Source organism: Legionella nautarum, from assembly GCF_001467895.1.
Lineage (GTDB): Bacteria > Pseudomonadota > Gammaproteobacteria > Legionellales > Legionellaceae > Tatlockia > Tatlockia nautarum.
Genome location: NZ_LNYO01000013.1, coordinates 552,269 through 576,116, shown reverse-complemented (window position 1 = coordinate 576,116; position 23,848 = coordinate 552,269). Strand labels below are relative to the sequence as shown.

The following is a 23,848-nucleotide window of genomic DNA, read 5'->3' as shown; positions in this document are numbered from 1 at the left end:
GTGAACCTCCCTATTATGGTTAATAATCGATAGCCGTCAAGCTAAAGATCATTAACCCCACTTAATGTTGATCTTTTAATGGGATAGATCGCAAATTTTTTATTTCCTTTTCAGTCATCCTTAACTGATTTCTAATTTTTAAATAATCCATCTTGAGTCGCCAATAGCGATATACGAAAAATAAAAAACCCAGAAGAAGACCAACGCCGAGCATAATGGTCATCAACACGGAGATAGGCATAGAGACTGTCTTAAAATAGAAGTTAACATGCACAGAAGACGCATTTAAGGCAGCAAAACTTACACCCAGTACGATTAGTATTAAATAAATTAACATCATAAATAGGCGCATTCTTTTCACCTCTGATAATGTACTCAAAATATTTGAGTATGTTCCTTAATGTCGATTTTGGCTTTTTTATTTAAACATAATCAAGCAAATTAACCAAATCGAACCTTCTATAAAGCAAAAAAAAAAGCGTAGTTTCCTACGCTTTTTTCTAGCTAAAGAGGATTATTCACCCTCTTTATTTGCCATTTTTTCTTTCAACAAATCACCCAAGGTTGTGGAAGCAACTTCACCACTGCGAGAGTATTTCTTAATTGCTTCTGCTTGATCTTGAGCGTCTTTTGCTTTGACTGAGAGTGCGATTGTGCGATTTTTCTTATCAATATTGATAATTTTCGCTTCTACATCATCCCCTTCTTTGAAGAGTGAAGTTGCATCGTCAACTCGATCTTCAGATAGTTCAGCAGCACGAATGATACCAATGACATCAGGAGCTAAGTCAACAGTAACGCTCTTGGCATCTACAGCCGATACTTTACCTTTAACAACAGAACCTTTGGCATTTTCTTCTACATAGCTAGTAAAAGTATCACCTTCTAATTGCTTCAAGCCTAAAGAAATTCGCTCACGCTCTGGATCGATAGCGAGAATGACAGCTTCCAGTTCTTGTCCTTTCTTGAATTGTTTCACTGCTTCTTCGCCAGGAACGTTCCAAGAGATATCAGACAAGTGGACTAAACCGTCAATTTCCCCGTCTAAGCCAATGAAAATTCCGAAATCAGTGATTGAACGGATTTTCCCATTAACTTTTTGACCCTTGCTGTGGCTTTGCGAGAATTGATGCCAAGGATTACCAACACATTGCTTCATACCTAGTGAGATACGGCGACGCTCTTCATCAATTTCAAGAACCATCACATCAACTACATCACCCATTGATACTACTTTGCTTGGATGTACGTTTTTGTTAGTCCAATCCATTTCTGACATATGAACTAAACCTTCAACACCTTCTTCAATTTCAACGAAGCAACCATAATCAGTAATATTTGTTACTTTACCTTGAAGTTTTTTACCAACAGGATAACGCTCAACTAAATCAACCCAAGGATCGTTTCCTAATTGTTTCATTCCCAATGAAACTCGATTGCGTTCGCTATCGAAACTTAACACTTTTACTTTAACGTCTTGACCAACGGTTAAAACCTCACTTGGGTGTTTAACACGTTTCCAAGAAATATCGGTAATGTGGAGCAAGCCATCAATACCACCTAAATCAATGAATGCACCGTAGTCAGTAAGATTCTTAACGATACCATTAAGAACTTGTCCATCATGTAGGGACTCGAGTAAAGCTTGGCGATCCGCGCTGCTTTCTTCTTCAACTACTGCACGACGTGAAACAACAATATTATTTCGTTTTAGATCCATTTTAATAACTTTAAATTCAAGTTCTTTACCTTCTAGGTAAGATGGATCGCGTACTGGTCTGACGTCTACTAAAGAACCAGGTAAGAATGCACGAATAGTGCCGATTTCAACAGTGAAGCCACCTTTGACTTTACCGGAAATTAGACCTGTTACTGTATCGTTGTTTTCATGGCATTTAGACAATTTACGCCATGCTTCTTGACGCTTAGCTTTCTCTCTGGATAATAAGGTTTCCCCATATCCATCTTCTACTGAATCGAGAGCAACTTCTACTGTGTCGCCTAAATGCACTTCTAGTTCGCCATTTTTATCTTGGAACTCTTCAACAGCGACTATACCTTCGGATTTTAATCCAGCATTTAGAGTGACGTAATCTTCGTCTATCCCGATAACTTTTGCAGTGATAATTGCACCAGGATAAAACTGTGCGCCAGCGATACTTTGCTCAAATAATTCTTTGAAACTTTCAGACATGTTAATAAACTCTTTAGTAAAATTATGGAAAAATAAGATCCAACTTATTATTCCCCCCATATAAAACTCGCCCTCATAATTAAAGTCGAGCTTTTTGAAAGACGGTTCTCAATATTTCTGTAACGAATAGTCTCAAGCATTAACGTATCTTTCATCCCATTTTAAAAGAAGATAGGATTGTTCATTAATGCTTTGAAGCTTGTTCCAGCGAATTAATTACCGTTCCTTCTTAACTGCGAAACAAGTGTTCATCTATTAATTTTAATACATAATCGAACACCTGTACAACAGTTAAACCAGTTGTGTCAATCAAAACCGCATCCTCTGCAGGTTTTAATGGCGCATGCAATCGTTCTGTGTCTCTTGCGTCACGTTTAGCCAGTTCAGCAACAACTTCGGCGAGGCTAACATCAATTCCCTTTTCTTTCAACTGAAAATATCGGCGTGATGCTCTTTCTTCTGCTGTCGCATACAAATAAACCTTAAGAATTGCATCTGGAAAAACCACAGTACCCATATCTCGACCATCAGTTACCAATCCAGGTGCTTGTGCAAAAGCTCTCTGGCGTGCAAGCAATGCTTCTCTTATCTCAGGAACAACAGCAATTCTGGAAGCATCCTGACCACATTGCTCGGTCCTTAACTCCTCAAAAACATCTTTTTCATCCAATATAACTTGACTCTTATGATGAGGATTTGTGTCAAAACGCAAGTTTAAGTTATATGCAAGCTCCACCATAGCATGAATATTAGAAAAATCCACCGCTTTGGTTCTTGCTGCATAAGCAAGAACTCGGTAAAGACTACCACTATCAAGTACATGCCAATTCAAATGATTAGCAAGCATATGACAGATTGTTCCCTTGCCAGTCCCACTGGGACCATCAATCGTAATAACGGGTACACCTCGATCAGGCTTCATTCTTTACTTCCTTTATCGCCAATTTAATTGTATTGGCTGTCTCTACAAATGTTGGAAATGAGGTTGCAACATTGATGCAGTCTTTTATAGTAACAGGACCTTTAGCGACTGCACCGGCAATAGCAAAGGCCATTGCAATACGATGATCGTGATAGCTATTTACTTCACCAGCTTGCAGGATCCCACCATTTATATATAGACCATCTTCAAATGCTTGAGCTTCAATGCCTAGTTGCTGTAATCCTTCAACCATAGCTCCAATGCGATCACTTTCCTTACAACGCAATTCTCTAGCACCATGTAAAAGGGTTTGCCCTTTTGCACAAGCAGCTGCGATAAAAATAACAGGAAACTCATCGATTGCTAAAGGAACAAGTGAGGTTGGGATATCAATACCCTCAAGCTGGGCATGCTTAACCACCAGATCAGCAACCAGCTCTTCGCCGCTAAGACGTTTATTCTTAAGGCTAATATTAGCACCCATTCGCGTCAGAATTTGTACAATACCTGTTCGTGTAGGATTAATACCCACATTCTTAATCACTAGTTCAGAGCCAGGAATAAGTGTTGCTGCAACAATAAAAAAAGCAGCGGAAGAAATGTCACCAGGTACCACAATATCTGTACCTAAACACTCGCTTTCAGAATTAATTATTATTGTATTTTCTGACTTATGAATCGGATAAGAAAAAGTAGTGAGCATTCGTTCTGTATGATCACGAGTAAAACCAGGCTCTATAACACAGGTTTCTCCCTGAGCATACATTCCTGCCAGTAATAAGCAGGATTTCACTTGTGCGCTTGCCTCAGGCATTTCATAGCTAATACCATGCAAGGTATGCCCGCCGCGAATATGTAAGGGAGGACGACCTTCGGTTGTAGTAATTTCAGCACCCATTTGCATCAGGGGTCGACTGACTCGCTCCATAGGCCGTTTTTGTAAGCTTGTATCACCCGTTAACTCACTATCAAATGATTGAGCGGCAAGTAAGCCTGCCAATAAACGCATGCTAGTTCCTGAATTGCCACAATCAAGAACGCTTTTTGGTTTTTGTAAACCATGTTTACCAACTCCATGAATAACAACGCGCTGATCTACAGGTCCTTCAATGGCAACGCCCATTGATTTAAAAGCTTTCAGGGTCGCTAGGCAATCTTCACCTTCTAAAAAACCATTGATAGTCGTAGTACCCTTAGCAATAGCCCCTAAAATAATCGCTCTATGCGATATGGATTTATCCCCAGGAATGCTGATTTCACCGCGAATGGCTTTGACTGGGCTGCTTACAAAATCGAGCAGTTTCATTTTTTATGTTCCTTTGCAAAATCATTCATGAATTCAATAAGACGTTCTACGCCTTCGATGGGCATTGCGTTATACATGCTAGCTCGCAATCCGCCTACTGTTCGATGCCCCTTTAAAGCCAATAACCCACGCGCTTTAGCCCCATCTAGAAACGCTTCTTCAAGCATCGGATCCTCAAGTGTAAAACAGACATTGACTAATGATCGTGCTTCTTTAGCTATTCTGCAGTGATAAAATTGTGATGTATCAATACACTCATAAAGTTTTACTGCTTTTTGACAATTTACTTTATACAGAGCCTCAACCCCACCTTGCTCTTTAATCCATCGAAACATCTTGCCTGCCAAATAACAATTAAAAGTTGACGGTGTGGCATAAGCGGATTTTGTAGAACTGAAGGTTCGATAATCTAACATAGTAGGAATCAAATCATTTTTGATAGTACCAAGTAATTCGTCGCTAACAATAACGATAGTCAACCCTGCATTAGCAATGTTTTTTTGAGCGCCGGCAAAAATTAAACCATAGTCTTCAACATTAATGGGTTCACTCAAGAGACAAGATGTCATATCAGCAATAAGGGGAACGTCTGCTATCTTTGGTGTTTTGGCGAACCGCACACCATTAATCGTCTCATTTGGAGTGAAATATAAATATTTTGTATCTTCTTTAAATTGCCATCCATCCACTGCAGGAATGCTGGTAAAACCATTAGCCTCCCCATTGGCAACACAATAAGCTAGTTTTAATCTGAAAGCTTCTTGATAGGCCAAATACGACCAAATTCCTGTTACCAAATAACCCGCTTGTTCATTTTGAGCAAGAAAATTTAATGGAATCATCCCAAACTGGAGCCGAGCTGCTCCACTTAAAAAAAGGACATGGTAACTTTCGGGTATCTTTAAAAGGGTTCTCAATTCATTTTCTGTTTGCTCCATGAGCTCAATGAATGCTAGAGTACGGTGCCCTATTTCCATCACCGACATACCGAGATCATGCCAATCTAATAGTTCCTCTTGTACTTCTCGTAAAATTGACTCAGGCAACATTGCAGGGCCGGCGCCAAAATTATAACCTCTACTCATTATTATCTTCTTCTACTTCTTCTTCATCATTATGATTTTCATCATGATTTAAGTCAGAATCAGCAATTTCTTCGATACGCTGCATCCCCACCACATGCTCACCTGAACTAACATTAATGAGACGTACCCCTTGAGTATTACGTCCAATAATTGACAATTCATCGACTTTGAAACGCACCAGGGTACCTTTGTCGGTGATAAGCATTGCTTCATCACTGTCATCAACTTGTAGAGCGCGAACCACTTTTCCGTTACGCTCATTCACTTGTATCGAGATTACCCCCTGTCCTCCGCGGCCTGAAACTCGGTACTCCTCAACATTGGTACGCTTTCCATAACCATTTTCAGTGGCGGTTAAAATAGTTCCTTCAGGTTTAGCAACCACTAAAGAAATGACAGATTGATCAGCAGCTAGACGGATACCTCGGACCCCTCGTGCAGTTCTACCCATTGGACGAACTAGGTTCTCATCAAAACGAATTACTTTACCAGCATCAGTGAATAGCATGATATCTTTTGTACCGTCAGTGATATCAACACCAACTAAACGATCATCTTCATCCAAATCTACAGCAATGATGCCGTTTGAACGTGGACGACTAAAGGCTTCGAGTGGCACTTTTTTCACGGTACCGTGTTTTGTCGCCATAAAGACAAAATACCCTTCCTGGTATTCCCTTACCGGCACCATCGCATTGATTGCTTCAGTTTCTGCAAGCGGGAGTATATTAATGATCGGCTTACCACGTGAAATTCGGCTTGCTAAAGGCAGTTGATAAGCTTTCAGCCAATACAACTTACCATGATTAGAGAAACAAAGCAGAGTGTCATGAGTATTCGCGATAATTAAGCGCTCAATAAAATCCTCATCTTTCACATTGGTTGCAGATTTACCCTTACCGCCGCGACGTTGTGCTTGATAAGCTGTAATTGGTTGATATTTTACATAACCCTGATGAGACAAGGTGACCACAACATCCTCTTCGGTAATTAAATCTTCGATGGTTAAATCTTCTTGAGAAGCAATGATTTCTGTACGACGGGCATCGCCAAATTGAGTTTTAACCTCGAGCATCTCATCTTTAATGACTTGCATCAATCGCTCTGGAGACGCAAGAATATCAAGTAAGTCTTTAATAACCCCCAATAACTCTTCATATTCAGAAATAATCTTATCTTGCTCAAGCGCTGTTAATCGGTGGAGCCTTAATTCGAGAATAGCCTGAGCTTGATTGGCGGATAAGCGATATCCATCTTCTGTTAAACCAAATTCACTGGATAAATCATCAGGTCGACAAGCATCGCTACCAGCATTTTTCAGCATCGCCTTCACTAAACCAGGCTGCCATAAGCGAGCCAAAAGAGCTTCTTTTGCATCTTGAGGTGTGGGGGACTGTTTAATGAGCTCAATCATCTCATCAATGTTGGCCAGAGCGACCCCTAAACCTTCTAATAAATGAGCGCGATTACGTGCCTTTTTCAATTCAAAAATAGTACGTCGTGTAACAACTTCACGTCGATGCTTGATGAAATAGTCAAGAATTTCTTTTAAATTCAAGGTGCGAGGCTGCCCATCAACTAATGCGACCATATTGATGCCAAATACATTCTGCATCTGTGTGTGGGCATATAAATTATTCAAAATAACTTCGGCCACTTCCCCACGTTTAAGCTCAATAACAACCCGCATACCTTGTTTATCAGATTCATCACGGAGGCCAGAAATACCCTCGATACGCTTTTCGCGCACAAGCTCAGCTATTTTTTCGACAAGCCGGGCTTTGTTCACTTGATAGGGAAGCTCAGTAATAATGATAGCTTGACGATTTGATTGACTATCGGTTTCAATTTCTGTTCGCGCTCGAATAATAATGCGACCGCGGCCAGTACGGTAAGCCTGAATGATTCCTGCTCTTCCATTAATGAAGGCCGCTGTTGGGAAATCAGGTCCTGGAACATAAGTCATTAACTCATCAATTGATAAGTCAGGACTATCAACTAAAGCGATACAGGCATTAATCACCTCAGTAAGATTATGTGGCGGGATATTAGTAGCCATCCCTACAGCGATACCCGAGGAACCATTCACTAGAAGATTAGGAACACGTGAGGGTAAAACCACTGGAGCAAATTCAGTTTCGTCATAGTTGGGGCTGAAGTCTACCGTTTCTTTTTCAAGATCAGCCAGTAAAGCATGAGCCACTTTTGACATTCTAATTTCGGTATATCGCATTGCTGCTGCATGGTCACCGTCAACAGAACCAAAGTTACCCTGGCCATCAACAAGCAAATAACGCATTGAAAAAGGCTGGGCCATACGAACGATCGTATCGTAAACGGCGGTATCGCCATGCGGATGGTATTTACCGATTACATCACCCACTACCCGCGCAGATTTTTTATATGGCTTATTCCAATCATTACCCAGCTCGCTCATCGCAAAAAGAACACGACGATGCACTGGTTTTAAGCCATCACGCACATCTGGTAAAGCTCGGCCAACAATAACGCTCATCGCGTAATCTAAATAAGATTGTTTTAATTCGTCTTCAATATTAACGGGTATGACTTCTTTGGCTGAATAAACCATAGCTAGGACGCATCCTTATTTAGTGTTTGCAATAAAATTAATCTGAAATAATACCATAACGGCAGCTTTAATTGAATCACATCGAGTCGTTCAACTTAACATTAAACACTAATTTTATTCATTTTATTCCTGTTAAAAAGTCCCAAACTGGATCATACTTATGTTTAGATTAAATCGAAATTCTTAGGCATGGATAAATTGACTGTCACAGGGCATTTTTATATAGTGCAGCCCTTACATTCAGGCGAACATGTAGCCCAAGCATATTAGGAGACGTGATGACAAAAAAAATTGCACGACTGAGTATAGACGGCCACGAGCCTATTGAGTTACCCATATACAGTCCAACGCTTGGTAACGATGTGGTGGATATCAATAGATTAGGTGCAAATGGTATGTTCACCTTTGATCCCGGGTTTGTCTCAACTGCGTCTTGCGAATCTAAAATCACTTTTATTGATGGCGATAAAGGAATATTACTTTATAGAGGCTACCCAATTGAGCAATTAGCGGAGAAAAAAGATTTCCTCGATGTGAGTTATCTCCTTCTAAATGGCGACTTGCCTACTGCCCAAGAAAAGAAAGATTTTGTTAGTCTAATTAATAACCATACGATGGTTCATCAGCAGATGTACAACTTTTTAAACGGTTTTCGTCGCGATGCTCATCCAATGGCAATTATGGTCGGTATTGTAGGCGCCCTATCGGCTTTCTATCATGAAACAATGGACTTAAATAATCAGGAAGATCGCTATATTTCAGCCATTCGACTTATTGCCAAGATGCCAACGTTAGCTGCAATGAGTTATAAATACTCAATCGGCCTGCCCTATATGTATCCGCAAAATAAAATGTCCTATGCAGAAAACTTTCTTCATATGATGTTTGGCGTACCTTCTGAAGAAATTATTCCAAATCCAATCATCGTCGATGCAATGGACACTATCTTCACCTTACACGCTGATCATGAGCAAAATGCTTCAACCTCTACAGTGCGACTAGCTGGCTCTACCGGTGCTAATCCTTTTGCTTGTATATCTGCAGGAATTGGTGCTTTATGGGGACCGGCCCATGGTGGCGCTAACGAAGCTTGCTTGAATATGCTTAAAGAAATTGGCGATGTGAAACATATTGATCATTATATTAAACGGGCTAAAGACAAAGATGATCCCTTTCGTTTAATGGGCTTTGGCCATCGTGTATATAAGAGCTATGATCCCCGTGCAAAAGTGATGCGCAAAACTTGCCATGAAGTATTGGACGCAGTTGGAGCCCATGACGCGCCTTTATTTAAATTAGCCATGGAACTTGAGCGCATTGCTCTTGAAGACGACTATTTTGTCGAGAAAAAACTTTATCCCAATGTCGACTTTTATTCAGGCATCACGTTGAGCGCAATCGGAATTCCTACCAACATGTATACTGTTATTTTTGCTTTAGCTCGTACCGTAGGATGGATGTCACACTGGATGGAAATGGTTGCTAATAAGTCTAAAATCGGCAGACCCCGTCAATTATATACCGGTGAAAAACAACGAGATGTTCGCTAGGCTTAATTGAGATAGCAGCAACGGTCTTGAAACAGTTGCTGCTATCAACCGGCTTTAACCATCAGTAAAGCTCTCTGCCAACCCCAAAAATCTTCTTCAATACGCTCATTCACCTCTGGAAAAAACTCTCTTTCACAGGACCAGGATTCTTGTATTGAATCTAAAGAATCAACAAGCCCACAACCTAAGGCTGCCAGCAACGCCACGCCTTGAGCTGTGGTTTCGATATCCTGAGGTCGCTGTACGGTTAATTTGCATTGCGAAGATAGAAATTGTAAAAACCAGTTATTTACTGCCATACCACCATCAACACGCAAGAGCATTAAATCCATAGAACTATTTTCTCGCATACAGGCCATTATTTCCCTTGTTTGATAGCAAACAGACTCTAATGCGGCTCGTGCAAAATGAGCGCGATTGCTTGTGCGAGTAAGCCCAACAATTGCAGCACCAGGAGTGGTAATCCAATGAGGAGCGCCTAAACCAGTAAAAGAGGGTACTAAATAAACTCCTTCATTCCCAGGAAGATTTTCTGCTAGCATCTCAGTATCTGCCGCCGTTTCTATGAGTTTTAATTCATCTCTTAGCCATTTTACAGTGGTGCCAGCTTGATATAAGCTTCCTTCCAATCCGTAATGAGTCTCTCCTTTAATTTGATAAGCAACAGTTGTTAGAAGTTTATGATCTGATATCACAGGCTTATTACCGGTGTTCATCAATAAAAAACCACCCGTACCAAAAGTCGCTTTAACCATGCCATCTTTCAAACAGCGCTGACCAATGAGAGCAGCCTGCTGATCACCGACCACGCCGGTTATAGGAATGCTAACTCCCAAATGCTTTTTATCAATTACTCCAAAATTAGCGTCGCTAGCACAAATTTTCGGTAAAATTGCATCGGGAACTGAGAAGAGCTGTAATAAATCAGGATCCCAGCATTGCTTAAAAATATTGAATAATAGAGTTCGGGAGGCATTGCTAGGGTCTGTTGCATGAACCTTGTTTTCGGTCAGTCGCCAAATTAAAAAGGAATCAATGGTACCAAATGCGAGTTGCCCTTTTTTTTCAAGCTCAGCCGCTTCTGGAATCTGCTTCAATAACCAATGTAATTTACTGGCTGAAAAATAAGGATCTGGCAATAAGCCTGTTTTCTGTTGTATCAAGGGAGCTTGATCGGATAAAGATTCGCAAAAAGCTTGTGTGCGCCTATCCTGCCATACAATCGCTGGAGCCAAGCATTTACCGGATTGCTTATCCCAAATTAAAGTTGTTTCTCGCTGGTTGGTGATACCGCAAGCTTGAACTTTTTTGCCATCCACCTGCGACATAAGATCTTGCATTGCTTTTAGCGTTTTTTGCCAAATCTCTTCTGGATCATGCTCAACCCATCCAGGCTTTGGGTAGTATTGGGTCAATGGATACTGACTTGCTAAAATTAATCTGCCCGTCTGCGTATATAACATTGCACGAGTACTGCTTGTTCCTTGATCGATAGCAAGAAGATATGTCATTCGTTTCTATTTCCCTATTATAATAAAGGTAAAGGCATTTCTCCTGAACACAGTGAGAGTCTTATCTTGAAAATTTTCATGCGTTCATGATGGCCGGCCATTAATACTTGGATAATGGCGGCCGATACTTATTCTATACGCTTTTTGCGGAGACAAGAACATGGACTATGTTTTCGATGTAGCAATTATTGGCGGAGGCATTAATGGCTGTGGCGCGGCTGCAGATGCTGCTCTTCGAGGGCTATCCGTCGTGCTTCTCGAAAAAGATGATCTTGCCTCTAAAACGTCCTCCTCTAGCAGCAAGCTCATCCACGGTGGCTTGCGTTATTTAGAACACTATGATTTTGCTTTAGTCAAAAAGGCACTGAATGAAAGACAGCTACTACTTAACTTAGCTCCACATTTGGTTCATCCACTTTCTTTTGTTTTACCTTATCAACGCAATATGCGTCCAACCTGGCTTTTACGGACTGGTTTATTTGTTTATGACAATTTAAGCCGCAAAAATGAGCTGCCGAGGTCGAAGTTTATTCGCCGCAGTGCTCCGTCCGCTTTTTTTTCCCCATTAAGAGAGTCATACAATAAAGGATTTTTATTCTATGACTGCGCTACCGACGATGCTCGTTTAACAATAACTAATGCCTTGCAAGCTAAAGAGCAAGGCGCTTCAATTCAAAGAGACACTGAGTTAATTGCAGCAAGGGTATCGAATAAGCTTTGGCATTTAACAGTTCAATCGAAAACGGGCCAGCAGCGCGTGATCAAAGCTAAATCAATTATTAATGCTGCTGGTCCCTGGGTCGAATCGATTAATGACCTTTTGCAAGTGCCCAACCAATTTAAGCTGTCATTGGTTAAAGGAAGTCATATGGTTGTCCATAAGCTTTATGAAGGAAATCATGCCTATCTTCTACAAAATGATGACCAACGCATCGTCTTTGTAATTCCCTATCATGGTCATACAATGATTGGCACCACCGATGTTGCATTCAATGGGTCTTTAGATAAAGTAACCATTTCAACTGAGGAAGTTGAGTACCTATCCAAGCTTGTCAATGGCTACTTTAATTGCCATTTAGAGCGAAAGAACATGATTAATAGCTGGAGCGGTGTTCGTCCGCTGCTGGCATCGACTAACGAAAAGTTAAGTACCTTAAGTCGCGATTACAGCTGTTGTTACACTGAAGTGCCCGCACCCGCGGTCACTATTTATGGTGGGAAAATTACTACCTATCGACAAGCCTCGCTGGAAACAGTCAATCTACTTCAGCCTATTTTCCCTTATTTAAAAGATTCTCAATCCGCCTATAAACCACTTCCTGGTTCTACACTCGATAACTGGCCCTATAAAGAATACGCTCATCATGCACGAGAAAAATATTTTTGGCTTGATGAACAACTTAAAGAGCGTTACTTGACAAGCTATGGCACTCGATCCGAACTACTTCTGGGTGGCTCTAATAAAATGTCTGATTTAGGCCAAGAATTTGGTCATGGCCTCTATCAAATTGAGGTAGATTATTTGTGTCGAGAAGAATGGGCCAAGAGTTGCGAGGACATTCTTTGGCGCCGTACTAAATTAGGCTTAGATTTCAGCTCCACAGATAAGCAGAATTTAGCGGAGTATTTAGTTAGTAAGAGCAATCCCTAGCAGAGACTATTACTCTTCCTCATCAATTTTCGCCCGAATTTCACTGACATCAACATCGATAGCCTGTTTGACTAAATCTTTTAACATGGATTCAGGCATAGCACCAGCTTCCGAATAAATGAGGATTCCTTGTTTAAAAATCATCAAATGAGGTATTGAGCGTATCTGGAAATAATCAGCAAACTCTGCCTCTTTTTCAATATTTACTTTCGTAAATTTTATTGAGGGATTTTCATCGGCAACTTGCTCGTAAATGACCCCAAATGATTTACAAGGCGCACACCATTCAGCCCAAAAATCTATAAAAACTATCTCATTGTTCTTAATAAGTTCATCAAATTGATTAGACATCAGAGGGTAAGTCGGCATGTGCGCTCCTTGAAGTTGCTAAGCAAGACAAAATCCGGTTAAAAATATCGTTAACACTACCAATTCCATTAATACGATGGAATCGAGGTGCATTTTTACTTTCTTGTTCCCAGTTTTGATAGTACTTAACTAAGGGTTCAGTTTGCTGATGATATACTGCCAAACGATGCTTAATAGTCTCTTCTTTATCATCATCGCGCTGAATTAATGGTTCGCCTGTTTGATCATCCGTCCCTGCCACTTTAGGTGGGTTAAATTCAATATGATAAACACGACCAGAAGCTACATGAACTCGTCGCCCACTGATACGATGAATAATCTCTTCGTCTGGAACTGCAATTTCAATCACATGATCAAGCTTAATATGCGCTTCTTTTAACGCATCGGCTTGAGGAATTGTGCGGGGGAAACCATCAAACAAAAAGCCTTTTTGACAATCAGGTTGTTTTAACCGTTCTTTGACCAAAGCAATAATAATTTCGTCTGAAACTAATTGTCCTGCGTCCATGATCTTTTTAGCACTTTTGCCCAACTCAGTTCCCGCTGCAATCGCGGAGCGAAGCATATCTCCAGTAGAAATTTGCGGTATGTTAAAATAGTCAATTAATTTAAGTGCCTGAGTTCCTTTCCCTGCTCCAGGACCACCCAATAACATTAATCGCATCAATAAACTCCTACTTAAATTATTTACCACCGACTTTGACTCTTTTTTGAGTATGTCAGTCTTTTATAATATGTTATTTTCAATAGCAAGCCATTACCGCAAAAAGGGGAATAACCGTAATGGCCCACCCTCGTACGTCATCCCGAGCCTAGCGATAGATGACGTATCAGCTAATCCCCTATTTATATCATATTTTAACAAGCATTCATCTTCTACAATGATTTAATTGTGCTTGATAGATTTGAGACCGTGCCTTCACCTTTCGTGCAACTTGAATCAACCAGGGCTTTTGCAAATAGGTTTTACGCTGATAACCGCCTATTCCTTCATGATAAGCCAAATATAAGCGATATGCGTCATCTCTTGGTATATGAGCTCTTTGATTCGCTTGGTTAACATACCAACCGATAAAATCTACCGCGTCATCAAAGGCATCACGTGAAGCCATCATACCGCCACCATTCTCTGCTTTTTTATATTGTCGCCAGGTGGTCCGCAGTGCTTGCGTATATCCATAAGCGGTTGAAGGTCTTTTAAAAGGAATAATCCACAAAAGTTTCGTCCGCGGTGGTTTTGCTCTACCATCAAATTTTGATTCCTGATGAATGATAGCCATTTGAATGGGAACAGAAACTTTCCAACGCCGTTCAACATCCTTAGCATCGCGATACCACTGTGGATATTGCTTAAAAATCTGGCATATATTATTGACATCAGTGGGCGGCTTACTAACACAGGATGCAAGTAAAAAACTAAATATAAAAAGCGTTAATGATTTAACATTCATTTTTATTCATCGCGGTAAATCGGTCACGTATTAGTAACAAAAATGGCAACAAAATTAAATATTTTTTTAGAGAATTAGTTTTATTTGCCACTGTTTATAACAATCTGTTTTTCTTGCATGCAGGTTGCAGATTCACAAATTCAGTAAGCTGTGCTAACTTGCTGATAAATCAATACCTGACTTTATCTAATGAGCATTTTAGTATTCGATATTGAAACGATCCCTGACGTAGAAGCGGGACGAAATTTATATAATCTGCAAAATTTATCCGATGAGGATACGGCAAATGCGCTTTTTGCACTGCGTCGCGCTAAAACTGGCAATGAATTCCTACCCCATTACCTACAAAAAATCGTCGCCATTTCTTTAGTACTTAGTCAAGGTTCGAATCTTAAAGTCTGGTCTCTCGGCGATGAACATTCTGATGAAAAAGATTTAATACAACGTTTTTTTTCAGGTATTGATAAATATACCCCGACTTTAGTGAGTTGGAATGGTTGCGGTTTTGACTTACCCGTCCTCCATTATCGTGCCTTACTTCATGGTGTATCTGCTTCAACTTACTGGGAAGCAGGCGAAAATCAGCAAACCTTTCGCTGGAACAATTATCTCAATCGTTTTCATTATCGACATCTCGATCTGATGGACGTTTTAGCCTCTTATCAAAGTAAAGCCTTTGCTCCGCTGGATGATATTGCTTCTATGCTTGGATTTCCCGGGAAAATGGGCATGAGTGGTGCCAAAGTTTGGGATCAGTTTTGTTCAGGAAATCTTAAAAGCATCCGCGATTATTGTGAAACGGATGTTTTAAATACTTACTGTGTATACCTGCGCTTTGAATTAATACGAGGAATATTCACACACGAGGATTACGCACTAGCGCTGCAGCATTTACAGCGCTATTTACAAAGCGAAGCTCATAAACCTCATCTACAAGAGTTTTTAGCAAAAATGAACTAATCTTTAAATATGATACCTTATCTGCTTAAGATGTTTAGAATTACCTTTTTAGGAATTTATTATGAGAACATTATCCTTTAAGCAGTCGATGGCAGGTTCAATTGGCGTTGAATTAGAATTACAAATCATCGATCCCCACAGTTTCGCCCTGGCATCCAGAGCCAAAGATCTCATCAGAAACATTAAAGAGCATACTTATCAAAAACAAATAAAACCTGAAATTACTCAATCAATGATTGAAATCAATTCTTCGATTCATCATTCGGTAAACGTTTTACTTGAAGAATTGTACATTCTACAAAGCGTATTAATGAATTTTGGTGAAGAATTTGATTTGCTTTTTTGTGGTGGAGGAACACATCCTTTTCATAAATGGTCACTACAAAAAATATTTCCAACAAAGCGCTATAAAAATTTATCCCGACATTATCGTTATTTATCAAAACGGTCGACCGTATTTGGCCAACATATTCATATTGGCTGTGCTAATCGCGATGATGCCTTCTATCTAACTCATGCACTATCGCGTTATATACCGCATTTTCTAGCTATTTCTGCTTCCTCTCCCTTTTATCAAGGAATAGATACTGGGTTCCATTCTTCTCGAGCCACTGTTTTTAATTCATTTCCCTTAAGTGGCGTGATTCCTTATTTTACTGATTGGCAAGAGTTTTCAACTTATTTTTATAAATTGAAAGGACTGGGCATCATTGAATCAATGAAAGATTTTTATTGGGATATTCGGCCTAAGCCTGAGTATGGTACCGTCGAAATAAGAATATGCGATACCCCGCTCACTATTAAAAAAGCAGTAGTCATCGCAGCTTATCTTCAGGCTTTGTCACTTTATCTTATAGAAGAAAAACCGGATGAAATTATACCCGATCTCTACTATGTCTATGGTTATAATCGTTTTCAAGCCTGTCGCTATGGCTTTGGCGGAGCTATTATTAATCCCTATACTCAAAGAAGTTGCCTCATTAAGGATGATATTTTAGAAACTGTAAGGAAAATCGAGGTCTATGCCAATAAATTAAATTCAATGCCCTATATCTTACAGATGGCCCAAGATGCAATGAATCAACAGGATGACTCTATTATCCTAAGACAACTGTTGAAGCAATTTAATTCTTTTCCCAAAGTTGTTGAAGAGCAGTGTAAAATTTGGACATCCTGATAAAACCTATTCAAAGCATTTTCTTCAGCAAAATTGCGTCTTCTAGTTTTTCACCATCATTGTAATAGCCCTTCTTAATGGAATCTTGCTTAAAACCAAACTTTTCATATAAAGCAATCGCCGCGTTGTTACTGGGGCGTACCTCCAGAATCACCGTGTTGATCGCTTTATTATTACTTAGTGGATCAAGTACTGATTTCAAAAGCAATTGACCATAGCCCTTACCTTGTTGAGCAAGGCTAACGCACAAATTTAAAATATGACAAACATTAAAGCTGTAGCGACTGATAATATAGCCAATAATTTTGCTGCTGTTATTGCTAGTTAACTCTAAGACACGACAATCATAACCTACTAATACACAATCGCTTAAAATATCTCGTCCCCACGGGGCACGATGTGTTGATTTTTCAATCTCATACACTTGATCGATATCATTCTGCAACATTGGGCGTATTTTAGGCAACATTTGGTCTCAAATTCTCCTACTAACTACTGCGCATAGCCTGGTTGCTTGCAACCAGGACTACTCCCAACCTATTTGATTACCTATTAGGAAAGTTTATTCTTTTTTCTTTTTAGGCATATATAGATCAGTGATTGTACCTTCGAAAATCTCTGCAGCTAAGCCTATGGGTTCAGATAGGGTTGGATGCGGATGAATAGTTAAAGCAATATCTTCAACATCGCATTCCATTTCGATTGCTAAGGAAGCTTCCGTGATTAAATCACCTGCATTCACTCCTACAATACCTGCGCCAAGGATACGTTTGCTTTTTGGATCAAAAAGAAGTTTCGTCATCCCCTCTTCCCGTCCCATGCTTAAAGCACGTCCGCTTGCAATCCAAGGGAAGACTGATTTTTCATAACTAATTCCCTTTTCTTTTGCTTCTTTTTCAGTCAAACCCGTCCAAGCAATTTCTGGATCAGTATAGGCAACAGATGGAATACATTTAGGTTCAAAATAGTGTTTTTTACCGGCTATCACTTCTGCTGCAAGACGACCCTCAGGAATCGCTTTATGCGCTAGCATGGGTTGACCAATGACATCTCCAATAGCATAGATGTGAGGAACATTGGTTCTCAATTGCTTATCAACTTTAATAAAACCACGCTCATCAACTTTAATACCAGCCTTCTCTGCGTCAATTGCGCCACCATTTGCCTTTCTACCTACGCAGTACAACACTTGTTGGAAACAGGTAGGCTTGTCCGTAGCATGTTCGCCTTCCATTGAGATATAAATGCCATCTTTTTTAGCTTCCATAGCAGTCACTTTGGTCTTTAATAGGAATTTTACCCCTTGTTTAGTCATTCTCTTTTGTAAGACATTGACCAAATCAGCATCTGCTCCTGGAATAAGTTGATCCATAAACTCAACAACAGTCACTTCAACACCCAAAGCTGAATAAACCGTGGCCATTTCTAAGCCGATAATTCCACCACCTAAGACCATTAAACTGCCCTTGATGTCGGCTAACTCCAATGCACCTGTTGAGGTAAAAATACGTGGATCTTCTGGAATAAACGGCAAATGAATTGATTCACTGCCCACTGCAACAATAGCATTGTCGAAATCGATAGTAGTTATTCCCTCTTTTCCTTGGACTGTCACCTGATGTGTTCCTGAAAACTTGCCAACACCTGTGACTACCTCCACTTTTCGCTGTTTAGCTAAAATTTTTAAACCGCCAGTCAGTTTGCCAACGACAGAGTTTTTCCAGGCAACGATTTTTTTACTATCTAATTTTGGCTTAGCAAAACTAACGCCTTGATCAGCCATTTCATGAGCTTCATCAATAACCTTAGCGATATGTAACAAGGCTTTTGAAGGAATACAGCCAACATTTAAGCAAACACCGCCCAATGAATCATAACGCTCTACTAGTACGACTTTTTTGCCCAAATCTGCAGCGCGAAATGCTGCAGAGTAACCACCAGGACCACTACCTAAGACCACTACTTCAGTTTTAATATTTCCAGTCATTACATGCCTCATTAAATTACTAAGCTCAACTTACAGAATGCCTAAGCAACCCTCTCAAGGGGCTTAAGCCTAATATCCTTCACAATAATATTCGTCGTATATCACTCAGCGACTCACTAATAAATCGCGCGAAGCGAGCAGCTTCTGCACCATCAATGACTCGATGATCATAAGAAAGTGATAAAGGTAACATTAAGCGCGGCTTAAATTCGCCTTGCTCATAGACAGGTTTCATACTTGAGCGTGAGAGCCCAAGAATCGCCACTTCTGGACTATTTACAATTGGCGTAAACGCGGTACCACCAATCCCACCTAAACTCGATATGGTAAAACAGCCACCAGCCATATCAGCCGGCATCAATCCTTTTTCACGTGCTTTGGCGCTCAACCTTGCCATCTCAAGCGCTATATCGCCTACAGATAATTGATCCACATTCTTTATAACGGGAACAACTAAACCATTCGGCGTTTCAACTGCTATACCTACATGGTAATACTGCTTATAAACTAGATTTTCTCCAGAGGAATCCAAAGAAGCATTGAACTGAGGGTAAACAGCTAATGCTTTTGCGACTACCTTGGTCACAAAAGCTAGAATGGTTAACTTATAACCAGCCTGTTTAGCGCTCTCAGTTTCAGATTTTCTAAACGCCTCTAATTCTGTAATATCTGCTTCATCAAATTGAGTGACATGGGGAATAGTGATCCAAGATCGATGGACATTCACCCCAGTTAACCGTTTGATTTTATTTAAAGGTTTAACTTCTATTTCACCAAATTTACTAAAATCAATAGTAGGCGCTGTGGGCAATGAAAATCCACCACCAACTTGCTTCTCACTAAGTTTGGTTTTTACATAAAGTTGAACATCTTCTTTGGTTATTCTTGATTTACGGCCTGTACCCTTCACCTCCGATAAATTAACACCGAATTCACGGGCTATACGTCGGACAGCAGGACCAGCAGAAACTTGAGCACCTGCTACACTTTCAACGGCTGGGGTTGTCGATACAGGCTCTTGACTGACTGGTTTTTCTTCTTGGGCAGCTTGCTCTGGGGTTGGCTTAGCAGGTTTCCCACTAATTTCTTCTTCCGATTCGAGAATTAAAATGGGGCTGTTTTCTGAAACCTTATCACCAACCTTCACCAAAATTTCTTTAATAACCCCTGCTGCTGGAGCGGGGATATCCATAGTTGCTTTATCGCCTTCAAGTGTGATCAGTGCTTGATCTTTGTCAATTGCCTGCCCAACACTTACCATAAGGTCGATGACATCAACATCGGTTGCCCCACCTATATCGGGAATAAGTACTTCGAGCCGTTGTTGAGCTCCATCACTTTTTTCAACGGGTTTTTCTGATTCCTTCGCTGTTTTTTTCTCAGGTTCTTTTTCCGCTTTTTTCTCTTCAGCCGCCTTTGTAGGGATTGTTTCTGCCTCTGACTTCTCTGCAGCTAAAGTTAAAATAACATCACCTTCAGAAACTTTATCACCTACCTTCAATTTTACAGAGCTCACTTTACCCGCTTGAGGTGAGGGAATTTCCATGCTTGCTTTATCGGATTCAAGAGTAAGCAAGGAAGCATCTTTTTTTATTTCATCCCCGGGCTTAACCATAATTTCAATAACATCAACATCGGTCGCGCCACCAATATCAGGGATTTTAATTTTAATCTCATCAGCCATATTTATCCTCAGCAAACAGGTAACCTGCAATGGACTCACATTGCAGTGTCTTAAATAATCGTAAGAGGTCTCAACACCTTAATCTAGTATCATTTTTTCTATTTATTATCTAACACCGTTCGGGCTGAAGCCCCAAGGCCCGTCTAGAAACCTTGCCAAATCCTAAAATGGGACTGCGAGACGACGTAAAGTCCTCCTCAGTCCGAACGGGATTTAATTAACTAGATAAGCCTTAGCCAGAAACTAAGGGTCTTATCCCTGGTCCCTCTAATTAATCAGTGACTCACAGGATCTACTTTTTCACTGTTAATCTTGTAACGCTTCATCGCATCAGTGAGCGTTGATTTAGGCATTTCACCTTGTCGTACTAAAGCTTCTAAAGCCGCTAAAGCAATAAACTTCGCATCCACTTCAAAGAAATGACGTAATTGTTTACGCGTATCGCTGCGTCCATAACCATCAGTACCTAAGGTAGTGAATGGAGCTGAAATAAAAGGCCTAATTTGATCTGCATACAGCCGCATATAATCAGTTGCTGCGATAATAGGTCCTTTACGATCAGCTAGAAGTTCAGTGACATAAGCTTGACGTGGCTTAGCTTCAGGATGCATACGATTGTGGCGCTCTGCCGATAAACCATCTCGCCTTAATTCAGTAAAGCTGGTAACACTCCAGATATCAGCAGTTACTTTATAATCATCTTCAAGCATTCTTGCCGCTTCGATGGCTTCACGTAAAATAGTTCCACTTCCTAGTAATTGAACATGTTTTTTGGATTTCTTTTTCTTTTCTTGTAAAAGATACATCCCCTTGATGATGCCCTCCTCCACACCTTCTGGCATATCAGGATGGGTATAGTTTTCGTTCATTACAGTGATGTAATAAAACATATTTTCTTGCTTTTCATACATACGACGCAAACCATCTTGAATAATGACAGCAAGTTCATAGGCATAGGTAGGATCGTAAGCTTTGCAATTTGGAATAGTTGAGGCCATAAGATGGCTATGTCCATCTTGATGCTGTAATCCTTCTCCTGCCAAGGTAGTACGACCAGCCGTTCCTCCCAACAAGAAACCGCGTGCCTGCATATCGCCAGCAGCCCACGCTAAATCACCGACACGCTGAAAACCGAACATCGAATAATAAATATAGAAAGGAATCATCGCTAATTTATTGGAACTATAAGAAGTGGCTGCAGCTATCCAAGAACAAAATGCGCCAGCTTCATTAATGCCCTCTTCAAGAATCTGACCGTCTTTGGCTTCCCGATAATACATCACTTGCTCATGATCAACCGGGGTATACAATTGCCCCACTGGCGAATAAATACCAATTTGACGGAACAAACCTTCCATACCAAATGTACGGCATTCATCAGGCACGATTGGAACAATTCTCTGCCCCAATTCTTTATCTTTCAACAAAACTGAGAGTATGCGCACAAAAGCCATAGTGGTGGAAATTTCGCGATCGCCTGAACTTTTAGTGACCGCAGAAAAAGCGGACAAATCAGGCACCTTCATCGGAGTGAACTTCGTATTGCGCTCTGGTAAATAACCGCCCAAGGCTTCGCGTTGTTTTTGTATAAAGCGAATTTCCGGGCTATCGTTATCGGGACGATAGAAAGGTATTTCTGTAATTTTGTCATCGCTAACTGGAATACTAAAGCGATCACGGAACGCGCGTAACTGTTCGATTGTCATTTTCTTTTGCTGGTGAGTAATATTTTGTCCCTCACCCGCAGCACCCATACCATAACCTTTAATTGTTTTGGCAAGGATGATAGTAGGGCTTCCTTTATGCTCAATCGCTTGAGCATAGGCTGCATAAACTTTTTGAGGATCATGGCCGCCACGGTTTAATCGCCAGATTTCATCATCTGACATATTCTCTACCATTTTCTTCAATTCAGGGTATTGGCCGAAAAAATGTTCACGCACGTAGGCACCATCATTTGCTTTGTAAGCTTGATAGTCTCCATCAACACATTCTTGCATGCGTTTTTGCATTAGACCATTTTGATCCCGAGCAAAAAGAGGATCCCAACGGCTGCCCCAAATCACTTTAATTACGTTCCAGCCTGCGCCTCGGAATAAGCCTTCTAGCTCTTGAATAATTTTGCCATTTCCGCGCACAGGTCCATCGAGTCGTTGTAAATTACAATTTACTACGAAAATTAAATTATCCAATTTTTCACGCGCTGCGATGGATAAAGCACCCACTGATTCAGGTTCATCCATTTCACCATCACCAAGGAAAGCCCAAACTTTACGCCCCTCAGCTTCGATTAAACCACGATTTTCAAGGTATTTAAGAAATCGTGCTTGGTAAATGGCTTGCAGCGGACCCAATCCCATTGATACGGTAGGAAATTGCCAAAAATCATGCATTAACCAAGGATGTGGATAAGAGGATAAACCGTCAACCTCAACTTCTTGTCTAAAATTATTTAACTGTTGCTCAGATAAACGACCTTCAAGAAAAGCGCGAGCATAAATACCTGGTGCAGAATGGCCTTGAATATAAACAAGATCCCCACCATGTGGACCATTGGGTCCTTTGAAAAAATAATTAAATCCTGTTTCATATAAAGTCAAAGCTGAGGCATAAGAAGCGATATGTCCACCAAGTTCAGGTGCATATTTTCCCGCACGCAAAACCATGGCGACTGCATTCCAACGAAGCAAGGCGTTAATCCGTCTACCAAGGCCCTCATCAGGAGGAAGTTGCTTTTCCTCATAGTTTTTTATGGTATTGCGATAAGGCGTATTGGTAGAGCTCTTCAGCTTAACACCTTCCGTATTTGCCTTATTAATTATTTCTTGAATAAGAAAAGCTGCCCGTTCATTGCCATCGCTTTCGAGTACAGACTGTAGTGCGTCAAGCCATTCTCGTGTTTCTACTGGATCAATATCGGTAGTATTTTCATCTGTCATGAATTTGTTCCTCTAAAACTCTTATGAGTTTGCTTTGAAATTCATTTTCTAAACAACTCTTAACTACATAGTGGGGCATATTCCAAATATTTCTTAACTACGCCGCTACCACCACTCCCGCATGATTGTTGGCAAATTCGATAATCTTCCTGACAACTACAAGTTACTTTGCGGCATTGTAGTGGATCGCGGAAGGAATTCAACTGAAGCGCAATCATTCCACCCTTTACATATTGTTCATTGATATAGTAATCATAATGCCTATCCCGCGATTGCCCTGCCGCAGCCGTACATTGTGAGCAAGTATTACGACATACTTTATTACAAGTTTGATATCTAGTTTCGCAGGTTGCTGTGCACGAGGGATTCATCCGATGCATACATCCTGAGATAAAAAATAAGCAACTAAAGCATACAATACCCAGGGGGCATATTACTCGGGCTACGAAATTCATCATGATTAGCTCTTATA

18 protein-coding genes are annotated in these 23,848 nt (G+C 40.5%); 4 read left to right on the top strand and 14 right to left on the bottom strand.

What is annotated here, in order from left to right; genetic code table 11:
• Window positions 1-61 precede the first annotated feature (61 nt).
• The 6 genes from Lnau_RS05950 to gyrA form a co-directional block, all read right to left on the bottom strand.
• Complete coding sequence (locus Lnau_RS05950; RefSeq protein WP_058504222.1) at window positions 62-352, bottom strand: lipopolysaccharide assembly protein LapA domain-containing protein; 291 nt, start codon at window positions 350-352, stop codon at window positions 62-64.
• A gap of 162 nt (window positions 353-514) precedes the next feature.
• Entirely contained in the window at window positions 515-2,194 is a 1,680-nt protein-coding gene (gene rpsA / locus Lnau_RS05945; protein ID WP_058504221.1) for a 30S ribosomal protein S1, read from the bottom strand.
• A 229-nt stretch (window positions 2,195-2,423) separates the two neighbouring features.
• Window positions 2,424-3,116 carry a (d)CMP kinase gene (cmk, locus tag Lnau_RS05940; RefSeq protein WP_058504220.1) on the bottom strand — a complete coding sequence of 231 codons (693 nt, stop codon included), beginning with the start codon at window positions 3,114-3,116 and terminating at the stop codon, window positions 2,424-2,426.
• Entirely contained in the window at window positions 3,106-4,422 is a 1,317-nt protein-coding gene (aroA, locus tag Lnau_RS05935; RefSeq protein WP_058504219.1) for a 3-phosphoshikimate 1-carboxyvinyltransferase, read from the bottom strand. Before aroA ends, cmk begins: the two co-directional genes overlap by 11 nt.
• Window positions 4,419-5,510, bottom strand: coding sequence for a 3-phosphoserine/phosphohydroxythreonine transaminase (gene serC, locus Lnau_RS05930; RefSeq protein WP_058504218.1), 1,092 nt, complete (start codon window positions 5,508-5,510; stop codon window positions 4,419-4,421). Before serC ends, aroA begins: the two co-directional genes overlap by 4 nt.
• Window positions 5,500-8,097, bottom strand: coding sequence for a DNA gyrase subunit A (gyrA, locus tag Lnau_RS05925; RefSeq protein WP_058504217.1), 2,598 nt, complete (start codon window positions 8,095-8,097; stop codon window positions 5,500-5,502). The genes serC and gyrA overlap by 11 nt, the downstream gene beginning before the upstream one ends.
• A gap of 278 nt (window positions 8,098-8,375) precedes the next feature.
• Between gyrA and gltA the strand changes: the two genes are divergently transcribed.
• Window positions 8,376-9,647, top strand: a complete 1,272-nt coding sequence (gene gltA, locus Lnau_RS05920; protein ID WP_058504216.1) for a citrate synthase — start codon at window positions 8,376-8,378, stop codon at window positions 9,645-9,647.
• Window positions 9,648-9,691: 44 nt separating this feature from the next.
• On the opposite strand, the gene glpK is transcribed toward gltA, so the two are convergent.
• Window positions 9,692-11,158: a glycerol kinase GlpK gene (glpK, locus tag Lnau_RS05915; RefSeq protein ID WP_058504215.1), complete on the bottom strand. Its 1,467-nt coding sequence runs from the start codon at window positions 11,156-11,158 to the stop codon at window positions 9,692-9,694.
• A gap of 160 nt (window positions 11,159-11,318) precedes the next feature.
• Between glpK and glpD the strand changes: the two genes are divergently transcribed.
• Window positions 11,319-12,809, top strand: coding sequence for a glycerol-3-phosphate dehydrogenase (gene glpD / locus Lnau_RS05910; protein ID WP_058504214.1), 1,491 nt, complete (start codon window positions 11,319-11,321; stop codon window positions 12,807-12,809).
• Between the two features lie 9 nt (window positions 12,810-12,818).
• On the opposite strand, the gene Lnau_RS05905 is transcribed toward glpD, so the two are convergent.
• The 3 genes from Lnau_RS05905 to Lnau_RS05895 form a co-directional block, all read right to left on the bottom strand.
• Window positions 12,819-13,178: a thioredoxin family protein gene (locus tag Lnau_RS05905; RefSeq protein WP_058504213.1), complete on the bottom strand. Its 360-nt coding sequence runs from the start codon at window positions 13,176-13,178 to the stop codon at window positions 12,819-12,821.
• Window positions 13,153-13,842 (bottom strand): adenylate kinase, encoded by a 690-nt coding sequence (gene adk, locus Lnau_RS05900; protein WP_058504212.1) that lies wholly within the window; start codon window positions 13,840-13,842, stop codon window positions 13,153-13,155. The genes Lnau_RS05905 and adk overlap by 26 nt, the downstream gene beginning before the upstream one ends.
• A 205-nt stretch (window positions 13,843-14,047) precedes the next feature.
• A complete protein-coding gene (locus Lnau_RS05895; RefSeq protein WP_058504211.1) occupies window positions 14,048-14,629 on the bottom strand; it encodes a transglycosylase SLT domain-containing protein in 582 nt (193 codons plus the stop codon).
• Window positions 14,630-14,818: 189 nt separating this feature from the next.
• Here Lnau_RS05895 and Lnau_RS05890 point away from each other — a divergent pair, with 189 nt between their 5' ends.
• Together Lnau_RS05890 and Lnau_RS05885 are read left to right on the top strand one after the other, a co-directional pair.
• Window positions 14,819-15,589 (top strand): 3'-5' exonuclease, encoded by a 771-nt coding sequence (locus Lnau_RS05890; RefSeq protein WP_058504210.1) that lies wholly within the window; start codon window positions 14,819-14,821, stop codon window positions 15,587-15,589.
• A 61-nt stretch (window positions 15,590-15,650) separates the two neighbouring features.
• On the top strand, window positions 15,651-16,766 hold the full coding sequence (locus Lnau_RS05885) for a YbdK family carboxylate-amine ligase (RefSeq protein WP_058504209.1): 1,116 nt from the start codon (window positions 15,651-15,653) through the stop codon (window positions 16,764-16,766).
• 10 nt (window positions 16,767-16,776) lie between these two features.
• Here the strand turns inward: Lnau_RS05885 and rimI are convergent, their stop codons facing one another.
• The 4 genes from rimI to aceE all read right to left on the bottom strand — a co-directional run bounded on the left by rimI (window position 16,777) and on the right by aceE (window position 23,376).
• Window positions 16,777-17,235: a ribosomal protein S18-alanine N-acetyltransferase gene (gene rimI, locus Lnau_RS05880; protein ID WP_058504208.1), complete on the bottom strand. Its 459-nt coding sequence runs from the start codon at window positions 17,233-17,235 to the stop codon at window positions 16,777-16,779.
• Between the two features lie 93 nt (window positions 17,236-17,328).
• Window positions 17,329-18,753: a dihydrolipoyl dehydrogenase gene (lpdA, locus tag Lnau_RS05875; RefSeq protein ID WP_058504207.1), complete on the bottom strand. Its 1,425-nt coding sequence runs from the start codon at window positions 18,751-18,753 to the stop codon at window positions 17,329-17,331.
• 79 nt (window positions 18,754-18,832) lie between these two features.
• Window positions 18,833-20,437 carry a dihydrolipoyllysine-residue acetyltransferase gene (gene aceF / locus Lnau_RS05870; protein ID WP_058504206.1) on the bottom strand — a complete coding sequence of 535 codons (1,605 nt, stop codon included), beginning with the start codon at window positions 20,435-20,437 and terminating at the stop codon, window positions 18,833-18,835.
• A gap of 275 nt (window positions 20,438-20,712) precedes the next feature.
• Window positions 20,713-23,376 carry a pyruvate dehydrogenase (acetyl-transferring), homodimeric type gene (aceE, locus tag Lnau_RS05865; protein WP_058504205.1) on the bottom strand — a complete coding sequence of 888 codons (2,664 nt, stop codon included), beginning with the start codon at window positions 23,374-23,376 and terminating at the stop codon, window positions 20,713-20,715.
• Window positions 23,377-23,848: the final 472 nt, after the last annotated feature.

Excerpts from the sequence above, each read along its gene's own strand:
- Lnau_RS05950 (WP_058504222.1), bottom strand. The coding sequence starts at position 352 with ATGCGCCTATTTATGATGTTAATTTATTTAATACTAATCGTACTGGGT.
- rpsA (WP_058504221.1), bottom strand. The coding sequence starts at position 2,194 with ATGTCTGAAAGTTTCAAAGAATTATTTGAGCAAAGTATCGCTGGCGCA.
- cmk (WP_058504220.1), bottom strand. The coding sequence starts at position 3,116 with ATGAAGCCTGATCGAGGTGTACCCGTTATTACGATTGATGGTCCCAGT.
- aroA (WP_058504219.1), bottom strand. The coding sequence starts at position 4,422 with ATGAAACTGCTCGATTTTGTAAGCAGCCCAGTCAAAGCCATTCGCGGT.
- gyrA (WP_058504217.1), bottom strand. The coding sequence starts at position 8,097 with ATGGTTTATTCAGCCAAAGAAGTCATACCCGTTAATATTGAAGACGAA.
- gltA (WP_058504216.1), top strand. The coding sequence starts at position 8,376 with ATGACAAAAAAAATTGCACGACTGAGTATAGACGGCCACGAGCCTATT.
- glpK (WP_058504215.1), bottom strand. The coding sequence starts at position 11,158 with ATGACATATCTTCTTGCTATCGATCAAGGAACAAGCAGTACTCGTGCA.
- glpD (WP_058504214.1), top strand. The coding sequence starts at position 11,319 with ATGGACTATGTTTTCGATGTAGCAATTATTGGCGGAGGCATTAATGGC.
- Lnau_RS05905 (WP_058504213.1), bottom strand. The coding sequence starts at position 13,178 with ATGCCGACTTACCCTCTGATGTCTAATCAATTTGATGAACTTATTAAG.
- adk (WP_058504212.1), bottom strand. The coding sequence starts at position 13,842 with ATGCGATTAATGTTATTGGGTGGTCCTGGAGCAGGGAAAGGAACTCAG.
- Lnau_RS05895 (WP_058504211.1), bottom strand. The coding sequence starts at position 14,629 with ATGAATGTTAAATCATTAACGCTTTTTATATTTAGTTTTTTACTTGCA.
- Lnau_RS05890 (WP_058504210.1), top strand. The coding sequence starts at position 14,819 with ATGAGCATTTTAGTATTCGATATTGAAACGATCCCTGACGTAGAAGCG.
- Lnau_RS05885 (WP_058504209.1), top strand. The coding sequence starts at position 15,651 with ATGAGAACATTATCCTTTAAGCAGTCGATGGCAGGTTCAATTGGCGTT.
- rimI (WP_058504208.1), bottom strand. The coding sequence starts at position 17,235 with ATGTTGCCTAAAATACGCCCAATGTTGCAGAATGATATCGATCAAGTG.
- lpdA (WP_058504207.1), bottom strand. The coding sequence starts at position 18,753 with ATGACTGGAAATATTAAAACTGAAGTAGTGGTCTTAGGTAGTGGTCCT.
- aceF (WP_058504206.1), bottom strand. The coding sequence starts at position 20,437 with ATGGCTGATGAGATTAAAATTAAAATCCCTGATATTGGTGGCGCGACC.
- aceE (WP_058504205.1), bottom strand. The coding sequence starts at position 23,376 with ATGACAGATGAAAATACTACCGATATTGATCCAGTAGAAACACGAGAA.